Source organism: Limnothrix sp. FACHB-1083, from assembly GCF_014696485.1.
GTDB lineage: Bacteria > Cyanobacteriota > Cyanobacteriia > CACIAM-69d > CACIAM-69d > CACIAM-69d.
Genome location: NZ_JACJQD010000003.1, coordinates 23,302 through 36,187, shown reverse-complemented (window position 1 = coordinate 36,187; position 12,886 = coordinate 23,302). Strand labels below are relative to the sequence as shown.

The following is a 12,886-nucleotide window of genomic DNA, read 5'->3' as shown; positions in this document are numbered from 1 at the left end:
GTCTCTTGGTTAACGACAGACTCGTAAGTTCCAGAAAAATTCAAAAATTCCAAAGGGTCTCAAGCAAATGATTAAACGCTTGAGACCCTTTTTGTAGTCTTTACTTTTTGGGACTGTGTTTTTTGGGCAAAGACCCAATTAAGCAAAGACCAAAAATGTGATGTTGAATCTATGATTTCCCAGAGCTACAGAGCACTGAGACAGTGACAAAATCCCTAGGAATTGACCCAACGGCGACGCAAACCCAAAGCGGCGAATCCTGCTAAGCCAAACATGAGCGACGGTTCCGGTGTGCTGCGCTCTTCGGGCACTTCACGAATTCGACCATAGAGATAGGCTTCGCTAGTTCCGCCTTCTTGGGAAATAAAGTCGGACACTAACTCACCATCGGGCGAAAGCTTAAAGCCGGATAGCTCAAGGGTGTATTCCTTGCCGTCGTAGGAGAAGGAGCGATCGCCCAAGGCGTTATTCCAACTGATTTTGTCCGCACAAGGAGTCACGCTGAAGTAAGAACAAGTGCCCGAGTTTGTGGTCTCGTCAATGTTCATTGTGAAGTTAAAGATCTCATCAGCAATTTCTGCAAAATCGAGCGTTACTGACAACCCAACGGAGTTGGCTGCATCATAAATTGGGTTGTTGAAATGCCGCAAAGTTCCTAACTGAAAAATGCTGCCGAGGGTGATGGGCGTTGCACCGACACCGGTAAATCCCAGTCCGCTGGGGCCGGCCTCGCTTGCTGGAATACCCCACCGAACTTGGTTTTCAGCGCCCACCGTCTGGAAGCCATAAAAGGGTGTTCCCGATGGAGTGCCCCAAGAGCCAGAGCTATTTAGCAGTGTTAAAGCAGCCGCTGGATTGGCCGAGGCAATCGCTGTTGCAATTGAAATAATGGCCGCAGATATGGTGAGTCGCATAGTGTTTTGATGGGTATTAAGGGTTAGTTGCTGACCCCATCAAACTAATTTGAATGAAGAAAAACGTCACGCATATTCACGAAATCTTTAAATACTGCTGTTTGTAAATTTGAATTTATTGAAAAAACACAAAGCGCTGAATTTCCCAGTTAATGAGGAATTCAGCGCTTCGTGAACTGGTAGCCTAGGCTACTGATCGCAAAGATTGACTTGACAAAATCATTCCTTGCAACTACTCAAGGGCGATCTAAGCGCCTGCTGAAGCGATCGCAACAGTCGCTGATGATCGGCGGTGGTTCTGATCGCAACTCGAAAGAAGCGATCGCCCAACTCTGGGAAGCTTGAACAGTCTCGGATCAAGATCCGATCGCGCCGGAGCACTTGCTGCTGGAGCTGATTGCTGGGCAGGGCGGTTTTGACCAACAGATAATTGGCGGCGCTGGGATAGGGGATCAGGCCCGGTTGGGCTTGTAGACCCAGAAACAGTTCCGATCGGGCCGATTCCAGCCAAGTCCAGGTTTTTTCGGCAAAGGGGCGATCGGCAAGGGCGGCAAGGGCGGCGGCCACGGCTAAACCGTTGACAGACCAGGGGTCTCGCCATTGTTGCCAGCGTGTTAACCGATCGGGCTGGGCAATCGCGTAGCCTAGCCGGAGTCCCGGAATGGCGTAGAACTTGGTGAGCGATCGAATCACAATCAGGTTTGGATAGTCCTGAACCCAGTTCACGACGGTGGGTTGCTCGATCGGTCGCAAAAAATCCATGAATGCCTCATCCACCACCACCAACCCAAAACGATCGCAAAGGGGCCGCAAAAGATCGTGGCTCCACAGTTGCCCAGTGGGGTTGTGAGGATTGTTCAGCACCAAACCATAGGCGGCGCAATCGCGATTTAGCCAGTCGCCCCAATCCCAAACCCAAGGCTCTACGGGCGCGATCGGCACAATTTTGGCCCCAAATGCCCGCAAGGCTCGGCCATAGTCCGCGAAGGCCGGCACGGGCAGCACGGTTGCGGCCAACTGACTCAAATCCCGAGCGGCCCAAGTCAAGAGTTCCGCCGCCCCATTGCCTGGCAAAATCCAATCTGGGTCGAGGTTATGGTGTTGAGCGAGGGCCCGGCGCAATTCGCCGTAGTTTGGATCCGGGTAAGCGGCCAGGGAGGGCAAGGCGGCAGTGAGGGCAGCCAAAATGCTGGGTGGCAAGCCTCCGGGATGGATACTGGCGGAAAAGTCCAGAATTTCAGAGGGCGCACAATGGGCGATCGCGGCGGCCCAAGCCAGGTTGCCCCCATGGATTGGGTGGGAAACAGTGGTCATGGCAAAAATCCTAGCGCCAATAGCCCGATCGCCCCGCATAACCACCCCAAAAAGACCACCCGGGTCAACCCCAAAGCCGATCGCACGGTCTCCGGTTCGATCGGTCGCTGGGGGTCTCCCAACAGGGGCTTGTATTTCACTTGACCGCGATAGCGATTTTCGCCCCCTAGTTGCACCCCCAAGACCATCGCATAGGCGCACTCGCTCCAGCCGGAATTGGGACTAGGATCCAGCGCCCCATCCCGCCGACAGCGACCCCAAACCTGCAAGGGCTTTCTTGAAATCAGGGCGATCGATCCCACGGTTAATCGACAGGGCAACCAAGTGAGGTGATCTTCCAAGCGAGCGCTGAACCAACCCAAATCCCGATGGCGTGAGTCCTTGTAGCCCACCATCGAATCGAGCGTGCTGGCGGCTTTGTAACCCAATGCCACCGCTGCGATCGCCCCAGGGCCCCACCCAAAAATTACCGTTGCCCCAGCACCCACCAAGGCCCAAAACAGCGGCCCCAACACACCATCCACGGCATTTTCCGCTACGGTTTCCAGCACGGCTCGCAAAATTTCTGGGCGATCGAGATGCTCTGTTTCCCGGCCCACGTAGCGACTGAGGCGCGATCGCGCTTCCGGCAAATCCTCACGGGCCAACGGTTCCAACACATCTTCCGCCGCATCCCGCAAGCTGCGACCCGCAAAGCAAGCCGCCACCATCACCGCCTCGACCCCTAAGCCAAAAATGGGGTTCAGCTTGCAGGCTAGCGACCCGATCGCCCCAGCCAGGGCCCCTGCGCCCCCGATCGTGGACAATGCCAACCCCACCCCTAACCAGCGCTGAACCCGATCGGGAGCGGTCAAAGACCAAACCCAACGACGGTAGCGATCGATCCATGCCCCGATGACCTGCACCGGATGCACCCAACTCCAAGGGTCACCCACCAGCCAATCAATCACCGCCGCAAGTCCCAATACTAGGATCGATCGGGTTGGCTCTCCCATGCCAATCAATCCGTTCATTCCTAAATTTAGATAAAAAATTATCAGTAATCCAGCTTAAACTAACTCATTCGCCTATTTTTCTGATATTTGAATAGAATCAAGAAGACCTTTAATCAAATCGAATGATTTCAAGAATTGCAAAACAAAGAAATTGCCTTTCGCTTTACTACTAATTATTATTCAACAGCATATTGAATTTCTCCTGTCTGAATAAATAATCTGGCTTTGTACTTATCCTTGAACAGGCGCTTATATTTTTGGATGTCTGTTGAACTAAGAGGGCATCGATTACAAGCAATCATACAAATGATGTCTGAATTTCTTGACAAGTTACAAACTCCCGAAATATATCCCATTGTGGATTCAATTTGCTTGACTGCATGTTTAACATCGTTTCCTTTAAATTCAACATAGATCAGCTTATTATTAGGCAGGGTCACTAGTTGATCGCAGCGAATACCTTCCCTAATAACACACCCATCAATGTCAATAACCTTAATCAGAAGCTGTCTGGGGTTCTTTAAGGTTAGCTTTGCTTTGCTGTTTTTGGATTTAGGATCACTCAGAGAAATGGTTTTTCCTTCATATTCTCGGGTGCATTTTGGAAAATCCATGATCCCTACTCAATATCCAGTAGTTGATCAAACTGAATGGCTAGCTCCTCAGAAATGGAGTCAATAATTTGAGCATCAATTAACTGAGTTTCTGGATCGATGATGTTGCGAGCCTTGCCATCAACGACATGATAGGCAGCTACATCATCAGGATCAAGAATCTGAGAGGCGGGTATAACTTTGAGAACTTGGTCACGATGCCCATCCTTGCTCAAAATTCCCGCCTGAATCAAGTTGTTAAATGAAGTCAGGATATAAGGACTGTGGGTTGTCAGAAAAAATCTGAATTGATTGGACTTGGCATTGTAAGCAGTGGCAATGAGATTTACAATGTCCCTTTGAGCACTTGGAAACAGATGTGCTTCAGGTTCTTCAATATAAATTGAATGACCTAATGAAGTGATTGTTGTACTACTAAAAACAGAAGAAAATAACAAGTTCTCTAAAATCAGAATCAAAGGCAGAGTCTCTTGCTGACCTGAGGAAGAATGCGATAATTTCACAGCCCTTCCATCTGAAGATTCAATATAATCCTTGCCTTGATGGCGTATATATTCACCTGACAAAATTCGAGATTTCAAATAAGCAAATTCCAAAAACAAAGCATCAATGTTTTGGTCTTCAAACTCATGACCTGATTTGACAGCGAAATTTCTTGCCTGTTCATAGTATCGTCCAAATTGCACAAGAAGAGGATCAATAGTTAGGTCTTTAGACAAAAAACTGAAAATATTGTTATCATAAATTGCGAACAGTGAACGACCCGCAGGAATAAATAGCTGATCAAATACTGCCTCTGCATTTAGCTTTTCCGAAGTCTTTGTTAGAAATTTGATTTGAGCTTGAGGATAAACTCCTAGTCCTGACTCTCTGATCACTTTCCAAAAAGAAGGAGAGTCTTCAACTTTTCTGACAATAAGTCTAGCTTGAGATAATGCTTTCTTATAAAAATCCGAATAAGTCAAATCTAATCTAGAAGTATTTCTCTTAATGTTTTTACTGCGATTGATTGCGATGTGTTCACTAAATAGCAAATACTGAATAGTGAATTCTGAATCCCCCCAAGATCCTAAAGGAAAATATTGTTCAAATAAAATTTTCATTGTCTTGTCAAATTCTGACTTTGATTCTGAATTAAAGCCAGCAAAAAAAATTTCTTGAACAAAGCTTCTGAAATAGAACAGTAATTTGGCAATAATACTTTTTCCGCTAGCTTGTGGGCCGATCAAAAGATTGATTTTTTTTGGAATGATTTCAATGTCTTGTAAGCCAGCGAAGCCTTGAATGATTAATTTTTCCATGAGCAACTTAAGATTTTTGAAAATTGGCTGAGTAATCTGCCCTAACGGACTCCTAGTGATCACATGGGGCTAGGCAGATGATTTCGCGCCTAGCCCCAGTTGCCCGATGTTAGTCGCCCGTAATCGACAGTTCCGCCACCCAAATTCGGGGGCAAGTGCCGCCGGGGAGCACTTCGGCTTCGGGTTCCACACAGATGATCGACTTCAGCAGGTCGTGGATGTCGCCCGCGATCGTGGCGGACTCGATGCTGACCCGATCGCCCCGTTTCACCAGCCAGCCATCAAAGGGCAGCGAGAACGATCCCTCCAGGGCGTTCACCCCCGCGTGCAGGGCGGTCACATCGTCCACCAAGATCACCTGCTCGGCATCGGCCAAGCGAAGGTCGCCCGGTTGGTTCGAGAACACGTGCCAGTAGCCAGGGCTGACCGTCACCTTAGCCCCCATGTTGGCGTGGCCCGTGGGTTGTGCGCCCAGGCGTTTGGCGGTTCCGGCACTGTGCAGGAAGTTGCTGAGTTGCCCATCGGTGATCAGCGGGATGCGGCGGGTGGGTGTGCCTTCGCCATCGAACCAGCTTGCGCCAATGTTGCCGGGGTGGTGTTCGTCGTCCGCCAGCGACAGGATCGACGCGGCCAGGGTTTGTCCCAGCGAATCCGGCGTGGAAAGGCTTTGCTTATCCAAAATGCTCTGGGCGTTGAACAGATTGGAAAAGGCTCCCAGCAAGCTGAGGAAAGCTTCTGGCGAAAAGACCACCGGATATTTGCCCGACTGAATTTTGTCGTAGTTCAGGTGGCTGAGGGTTTTTTCGGTGCTCTCTTGCAGGCAGCCTTCTAGGTCGAGGCGATCGAAGCTGCGGGCCATGCGGAATGCGCCGCCGCTGCGGGGTTTGCGCCCTTCCTGCTCGGTTTTGGCGTAGAGATACATGGAGGCGATCGAACGGGCCTCGTGCCGCAGGGCCCCTTCGCTGTTCAGATAAAACCGCTCCGTGTCGCTTTGGGAGAGGCCGTTGTAGGGCACGGAGGTGATCGCCGGGTGGGCATCCAGCAGCCGTTTTTCGGCATCGGCCAGGGCCGTGATCAGGGTGTTGATCGGGGCGGGCGGGGCCATGTCGCTGGTGTTGCCATCGATCGGCTGGGTGGCTTCGGGGCTGAAGTCCGGCACGTTGTCCGTGGCTCCGAAGGCGCTGGCCTCACTGGCGGTGCGGAGGGCCAGTTCCAGCCCGGCTCGATCGATGTCGGTGGTGGAGGTGATGCCCACGCGCCCGTCTTGGTTCCAAACCCGCACGGTCACGCCCGATCGCTGGGAGGCCTTCACCTGTTCCGGCTCGCCGTCGCGCACTTTGACGCTGGTTTCATCGACGGATGATCCGTACAAATCAAATTGTTTGATGCCCAAATTGGTTGCCAAATCGTGGGCATCCGTTGCCAATTGTTCAATTGAAATTGCCACGACTTAGCGACCTCCCACGGTAATTGCATCCACTTTGATGTGGGGTTGACCCACGGTGACATAGACACTGCCACTGACCGATCCACAGAACCCTGGCGACAGGGCCAAATCATTGGAAGACATGGAAATTTTCTGCATGATTTCCACCGCTTCCCCGATTAAGGTTGCGCCCTTCAGCGGTTTGGTGAGCTGGCCATTTTCAATCAAGTAAGCTTCATCCACACCGAAGTTAAATTGACCGGTGGGGCCGACACTGCCGCCGCCCATCCGCTTGCAATAAATGCCGCGATCGATCGAGCCAAACAACTGATCGATCGAGAATTCGCCCGGTGCAATATAGGTATTCCGCATCCGCGAGGCGGCGGCGAAGGTGTAGCCCTGACGGCGGCCGCTGCCGGTGCGGGGATGGCCGGTTTTCACAAAGCCCGCGCGATCGGAAATGAAGTTTTTCAGAATGCCATTTTCAATCAGCAAAGTGCGCTGCACCGGCATGCCTTCATCGTCCATATCCAAAGTGCCGAAGGCGTTGTCGCTCAAGCCTTCATCCCAAGCGGTCAAATTTTCATGGGCGATTTTTTCGCCTTTCTTGTCCCAAAATGGCGTGGTTTTGCGCTCCACTTGGGTGGTTTCCAGCAGGTGGCCGCAGGCTTCGTGGAAGATCACGCCGCCAAAGGCATTGGCCATGACCACGGGATAGTTGCCCGACTCCACATAGTCGGCGTAGAGCATTTTGCCCGCCGATTCAGCAATGCCACTGGTGAAGGTTTCGTAGTCCCAATCCCGCAAAAATTGGGGATTGCTGGCATCGCCGGCCCGCTGACCAATGGACGATCGATTGGCCCCATCGGCACAGAGCAGGCTCGACCCCACCGATTGGGTCAGGCGAATGTCATGGGCAAACACGCCATCGCTGGCGGCCACCAACACTTCTTGCCAGTCGCGAAAATAGCTCGATCGCCGCGACTGCACATGGCTGCCTTGCTTGGCCAGTGCGCCATTGGCCGCCAACAGCACCTCGCCCATTTCCTTCATGGAGCTGCATTGGCCCAACCAATCATCCTTGCCCTTGGTGGCCACGTAGTCCCGCAGGGGTTCCAGGTTCACTTCGGGGATGTAGGCATTGGGGCCCGGCAGGCTCAACCCCAGGATGGCCAGGGCTTTTTCCAAGGCTGATCGCAACCCGGCAAAGGTCAGATCATTGGTGCTGACGTAGCAGTCGGCATGGCCGCGAAACACGCGCACCCCCGCGCCGGTGGCCAGTCGGGGGGCAATGCTGGTGATGGCATCGTCTTCGGCCAGGCAGTTGATGTAGTTGCTGCGCTCCAGGAAAAATTCCACAAAATCGGCTCCGGCGGCGCGCCCCCAACCCAGCAAGGTCGAAAGGGGCGATCGCCAGCTTTCATCGAAGCGATCGACCGTGGGCAGGTAACGCAACTCGGGCACATCCCGAGACAGCAGCAAAGTTGGAGCCATGTAATGATTCCTCAAACGGTGCGAAGGGCAGCAAACAGAATTAGGGGTTGCTCAAGGGGGCTAGGGTCTGTCGTCATTTCTCGAGGTGAGGCTGAAACCCTTGATTTTTCATGCCCCCTAACCGTTGTAACAAGGGGCTTAAGCCCCTTGCTCCCCACGATCCGCTAACGGCAGATCTGAGGTTTCGGGCGAAACAACGACAGTTCCTAACCCCAGGAAACCGATGAAAATTTTCTGCTGTGGGCTTGGGTTTTAAGAAACGTTAAGCCCCGGTTCTCAGTCTAGCAAAGCGATGTCGTAGCAGTGTTCGGGCTGGGGGTGGTTGCACTCAGGCCATTCCCAGTGACTTTCAAAGGATTCAGCGGCAAAATTCAACAAAACGATTCAACTGGGGTTTTGAGTGATGGCACATCCCGATCGAATGGTTCCCGGCCCTGGCCAAGAATCCGTGTGGGACTATCCCCGGCCGCCGCGCTGGGAAGACTCGGGTAAGCAAATTCGGGTGGAGTTCAATGGTGTGGTGATTGCCGAAACCCACCAAGCGAAACGGGTTTTGGAAACCAGCCACCCGCCGGTTTATTACATTCCCCCAGAGGATTTGCGGCAGGAATATTTTGAGCTAATTGCCCGATCGACCTTTTGCGAGTGGAAAGGGGCCGCCCGGTACTACAGCATTCAAGTGGGCGATCGCCGGGCTGAGGCCGCCGCTTGGTTCTATCCCGCGCCGACCCCCGCCTTTGCCGAGATTCAAAACTACGTGGCAATTTACCCGAGCTACGTGGATGCCTGCTATGTGGATGGCGAGCTGGTGCAGGCCCAGCCCGGTGATTTTTATGGCGGCTGGATCACCTCTGAGATTGTTGGCCCCTTCAAAGGATCGCCCGGCACTTGGGGATGGTAAGGATGCCAGGGCAGGCGGGCAGATCATCCCGCTCATCCCGTTCATGGGGTGTGAAATTTGTAACGGTTTTTGAAGTGATTTTTAATACATGCATCGTTCGCCAAGAAATGAGTGATGAATGCTGAATCGCACAGCTAAAAGCCCGAAAAGATTGACCGGTAACAATTTTTGCGCCTTAGACTGTGCGATCGCCCCCAGAATCTGTACGGAGAAAAGCAGCAGGCTTTGCCGGGGCTTCTCAAAAAAATTGAGTAATCTCCGTAAATTCTCGGAAAAAAGTTGCTATACTCAAACTCAAGGCAAAACACTAACTCAAACTTCTTGCAAATTCCTTGGGAAGTTGCTGAATGAGGGTTTAGGGTCAATTGCCTCAACGCCGTTGCCATTCCCCAAAAGGGGTGGGCGTTTTGAGTTGAAGTGTGGGGTCATCGTCAGCAACGCCCTTGTGGAATTGCGGTTTAACCGGCCAGTTCTTGAGTTCAAAATCTTGGGTTCATAAGATCTTGGGTTCATAAGGTTCTGCGCCCTCAACCAGCCTCCGCAAATGAGCCGTTGAGCACGATGGTCGCCAAGGCTCTCCCACTCATCAGGTTCGCTCAGGCGACTTTTGCATCTACACAGTCTCCGCCAAAGTTCGGGTTCATTCCCTTCTTCTGCATCTGCCAAGCTGTATCTGCCTGGAGTTGGCCTGCCCGATCGAACCGTGAATGCAGGCCCGACTCCTCCATTAATTGCGATCGATCACTCAGGCGATCGCAAGCTCTGATTCTGCCTCTCAATCGGGGTGCATCGTGCATCTACCGCATCTCACTTTGTCTGCCATCTGAGGAACTGGCCCCGCGATCGACCTCGATCAACCCTCAACTGTTGACCGTCAGGGTGCATAACAGGGCGATCGGGTGCTCCATTCAAGGGGCCTCAGTTCCTACTAGATCATGGCTCAGTCAGCGTTCTGATTGCATTCAAAGCCATTAAGATCCAGGAAATCGGAGTGAAATTTTAGGCACATTCACCCGCTTTTTCGGGATCCATGGCTTGACCCAGGGAAGCAAATCGCCATCGAGTTTGACTCGGTGGCGTTTTTTTTTCGAGTTGCGATCGGTGAAAGGACAGAACTCGCGCTACAGTGACGGGAACTCACGGACTTAGGAAATGTCTAAACGGCTGATCCTAAGCCCGTAATTGCGCAAGTAACCAACTCAGACAAGGGATGTAGATCCCTGGTTTTGTTGTGCCTATGGTTCAAAAATTCATATCTGACACTGTTCAAACCTTCTCTAAAAATTAGACAACTCTGAGACTCAGTAACTCAGCTCAAGAATCAATGTTGACCATCCTAAATTCTTGGTTAATCACTCTCAAAAAACGCCTTCAATGTTTTTCGATTTTGCAAAACCGGGTCAATCAAGCCCACTTCATGGGAATTTCTTCAGCCAACCTCTTGATTTATGGAATGGCTGGTGTACCCGTTGCACTGCTGCTGCATTGGCTAGCCAAATATGTCGTCAATATTCCCTTTTTTGATGGTTGGATGATCGGAGTTTATTTTCATGCTTGGAAGCATGGGAACATAACGCTTGAAAGTTTGTTTGCTCAACATAATGAAAGTCGCAAATTTTTTCCACGCTTAATACTTGTTGGGTTGGCAGAATTAACTCACTGGAACGCTGCTTACGAAGTGGGCCTAACGATCACGCTTCTATTACTCATTCTGTTGGGTATTCATCGCCTGCTCAGATTTTCAATTCCTAACGAACCGAGGCTAGTTGCTGTTGCCACCGCCGTAACTGCCACAATTCTTTGTAGTCCATTGCAGTATGAAAATCTGCTGTGGGGTCTGCAATACATCATGTTTGTGACACCTGCTTGCTTGGTGGGCATGTTGCTGTTGATGCGGGGCGATCGACCCCAATGGCAAATTTTCCTGACCATGGCGAGTTTGGCTTGGTTTGCCACCTTCACATTTGCCAATGGCATGACCTTTTGGTTAATTTCCCTAATCCCGATCGGTTTTAGAATTTGGCAACAACCTAATCGCAAGGCATGGGCTTTTCTGTTGGGTTGGCTGGCCTGCTTTGCTGGGACGTTGATTTTTTATTTTCATGGCTATGTGAAACCACCCGATTCGCCAAGTTTGTTGTCGGGCTTAGAAGATCCATTCAAGCTCGTGCAATATTTTTTGGGCTTTCTGGGTGCGCCCCTGAGCTTTTCTGATCAGCAATTGGCTCAGGTCTTGGGAGCCTTTGCGCTGATCGCTTTTGTGGGGGGTGTGGCTGTTTACGCCTGGAGTGCTTGGCAACAATTTCAGAAATCAAGCGATCGCCCAAATTTCCACAGTACTTTGATGGCCATGATCCCTTGGCTATCTTTGGGCAGCTATAGCCTTCTGAGTGGAACCATTACGTCATTGGGGCGAGTGGGCTTTGGGATTGAGCAGGCGTTTTCTCCGCGCTATATTACGGTTTCTAATTATTTGTGGGTTGCTATTACTGGACTGATTGTCACTAGCCTGGGTCGAAGCAATTCATATGCTCTGAGACCTGCGCAAGGGATTGCTGCTGAAGCCGATTCAACAATCGCTTCCAGAACGAGTTCTAGAACTGGTTTCAACAGCCTAAAAATCAACCAACTTTGGCGCTGGTTCTCTTGGGGAGCTGCTTTTCTATTGGGGGTGTGGCTAATTTTGGAATCTAACAGCTACCGCGCCGGTTTGGGAGGAATGCAAATCTTGAATCGACAATTACGGTTGGGTAAAGCCTGTATTACTTTATTTCCCGTTGTTTATGATTCATTTGGTTTGCAGCAGATTCACCCGGATCTGCAATTGTTGAGGCAATATTTGCGACCGCTGAATGATTTGGGGGTGATTAATCCTCCCCTGATCGAAACACCCAATTTGGCAGCGTTTGGCTCTCGAGATTTGGCGGGCGTGGCTGAAGGACAGTGGGATAGCTGGACTTGGGAATCGAAGGTGGTGTTAAAGGATCGACAACGCCCCTTGAGTCATCCTGAATCGCCCCATTGGGTGGCGAAGGGGTGGGCGATTTTGCGGCGATCGGGACGATCGGCTGATGTGGTGATTCTGGCGGCGCGGGATCCCAAAACCCAGGTCGATCGCCCGATCGCCCTCGCTTGGGTAACGGAATCGCGGCCGGATGTGGCCCGCAAGCTTGGGGCTGATTTTCGGGTTTCGGGTTGGCAAGCGGCTTTCACGCCGGAGGAATTGCCAGCGGAGCCAACGGAGTTGAGTGCTTGGGCCTTTGATACCAATCAGGCGCGGGCCTATCGCTTGCCCAATCAGTTTTGGTGGCCGGGTCGGGGAGCCGTCGAGACCCCAGGATCCAAAACCCAAAAGGCTCAAGCTGTTCCCTAGGACTGAGAGGCCACCAAAACCACCCCGGTCATAATCAGTCCAACGCCGACGAGCCGAGCGATCGGGAGGGATTCCCCAAAGGCCACCACCCCAATCAGCACCGTGAACACGTAGATCAGGGAGACGGAAGGGGCGGCAATGCTGAGCTTAACTCGGGTCAACAGCAGGATATAGGCGATCGCCCCGAGACCATAGGCCGTCAGCCCTGCCACCAGTTCCCAGGTGGTGACCATGGACAGCAAGTGACTGAGCCAGTTGTCGCCGGTCACTTTGCCCAAGCGCAGGGCCCCTGCTTTTAGCAAAAATTGCCCCACCACGCTGGCCACAATTGACCCCAACAGCAAACCCAATTCCTGAATCGTCACCGATCGCGCTCCTGGCCCCGCAGGGCTGAGATCTTAAACTTGACCCACAAATTCAAATGCTAGGATACGGTGCAATTCCATCGATCGCGATCGGTTAGGAGCCTGCTTTCGCCTGTGTCTTCCAACGTTTCACACAAGCCTTCTCCCCGTCGTCCCCGATCGGGAGTTCGCCCCTTGCCCCGATCAACA

Annotated in this window: 10 protein-coding genes; 2 read left to right on the top strand and 8 right to left on the bottom strand. The window is 51.8% G+C overall.

All coding sequences use genetic code 11. The features are described from left to right. Positions 1-215 precede the first annotated feature (215 nt). From H6F46_RS04380 to H6F46_RS04350, 7 genes are all read right to left on the bottom strand, one after another. Complete coding sequence (locus tag H6F46_RS04380; RefSeq protein WP_190353716.1) at positions 216-914, bottom strand: THxN family PEP-CTERM protein; 699 nt, start codon at positions 912-914, stop codon at positions 216-218. A 219-nt stretch (positions 915-1,133) separates the two neighbouring features. Then, a complete protein-coding gene (gene cobD, locus H6F46_RS04375; protein WP_190353715.1) occupies positions 1,134-2,228 on the bottom strand; it encodes a threonine-phosphate decarboxylase CobD in 1,095 nt (364 codons plus the stop codon). Then, entirely contained in the window at positions 2,225-3,241 is a 1,017-nt protein-coding gene (gene cbiB, locus H6F46_RS04370) for an adenosylcobinamide-phosphate synthase CbiB (RefSeq protein WP_242027780.1), read from the bottom strand. Before cbiB ends, cobD begins: the two co-directional genes overlap by 4 nt. Positions 3,242-3,399: 158 nt before the next feature. Next, positions 3,400-3,837, bottom strand: coding sequence for a hypothetical protein (locus H6F46_RS04365; protein WP_190353714.1), 438 nt, complete (start codon positions 3,835-3,837; stop codon positions 3,400-3,402). A 5-nt stretch (positions 3,838-3,842) separates the two neighbouring features. Beyond that, on the bottom strand, positions 3,843-5,138 hold the full coding sequence (locus H6F46_RS04360; RefSeq protein WP_190353713.1) for an AAA family ATPase: 1,296 nt from the start codon (positions 5,136-5,138) through the stop codon (positions 3,843-3,845). A gap of 109 nt (positions 5,139-5,247) precedes the next feature. Beyond that, positions 5,248-6,585: a TldD/PmbA family protein gene (locus H6F46_RS04355; RefSeq protein ID WP_347278279.1), complete on the bottom strand. Its 1,338-nt coding sequence runs from the start codon at positions 6,583-6,585 to the stop codon at positions 5,248-5,250. Between the two features lie 3 nt (positions 6,586-6,588). Beyond that, positions 6,589-8,058: a TldD/PmbA family protein gene (locus H6F46_RS04350; RefSeq protein WP_190353712.1), complete on the bottom strand. Its 1,470-nt coding sequence runs from the start codon at positions 8,056-8,058 to the stop codon at positions 6,589-6,591. 403 nt (positions 8,059-8,461) lie between these two features. Here H6F46_RS04350 and H6F46_RS04345 point away from each other — a divergent pair, with 403 nt between their 5' ends. Further along, entirely contained in the window at positions 8,462-8,959 is a 498-nt protein-coding gene (locus H6F46_RS04345; protein ID WP_190353711.1) for a DUF427 domain-containing protein, read from the top strand. A 1,642-nt stretch (positions 8,960-10,601) separates the two neighbouring features. Beyond that, positions 10,602-12,332, top strand: coding sequence for a hypothetical protein (locus tag H6F46_RS04340; RefSeq protein WP_190404980.1), 1,731 nt, complete (start codon positions 10,602-10,604; stop codon positions 12,330-12,332). On the opposite strand, the gene H6F46_RS04335 is transcribed toward H6F46_RS04340, so the two are convergent. Further along, positions 12,329-12,697, bottom strand: a complete 369-nt coding sequence (locus H6F46_RS04335; protein ID WP_099533921.1) for an EamA family transporter — start codon at positions 12,695-12,697, stop codon at positions 12,329-12,331. The two genes, H6F46_RS04340 and H6F46_RS04335, sit on opposite strands and share 4 nt — an antisense overlap. Between the last annotated feature and the right edge of the window lie 189 nt (positions 12,698-12,886).

Excerpts from the sequence above, each read along its gene's own strand:
- H6F46_RS04380 (WP_190353716.1), bottom strand. The coding sequence starts at position 914 with ATGCGACTCACCATATCTGCGGCCATTATTTCAATTGCAACAGCGATT.
- cobD (WP_190353715.1), bottom strand. The coding sequence starts at position 2,228 with ATGACCACTGTTTCCCACCCAATCCATGGGGGCAACCTGGCTTGGGCC.
- cbiB (WP_242027780.1), bottom strand. The coding sequence starts at position 3,241 with ATGAACGGATTGATTGGCATGGGAGAGCCAACCCGATCGATCCTAGTA.
- H6F46_RS04365 (WP_190353714.1), bottom strand. The coding sequence starts at position 3,837 with ATGGATTTTCCAAAATGCACCCGAGAATATGAAGGAAAAACCATTTCT.
- H6F46_RS04360 (WP_190353713.1), bottom strand. The coding sequence starts at position 5,138 with ATGGAAAAATTAATCATTCAAGGCTTCGCTGGCTTACAAGACATTGAA.
- H6F46_RS04350 (WP_190353712.1), bottom strand. The coding sequence starts at position 8,058 with ATGGCTCCAACTTTGCTGCTGTCTCGGGATGTGCCCGAGTTGCGTTAC.
- H6F46_RS04345 (WP_190353711.1), top strand. The coding sequence starts at position 8,462 with ATGGCACATCCCGATCGAATGGTTCCCGGCCCTGGCCAAGAATCCGTG.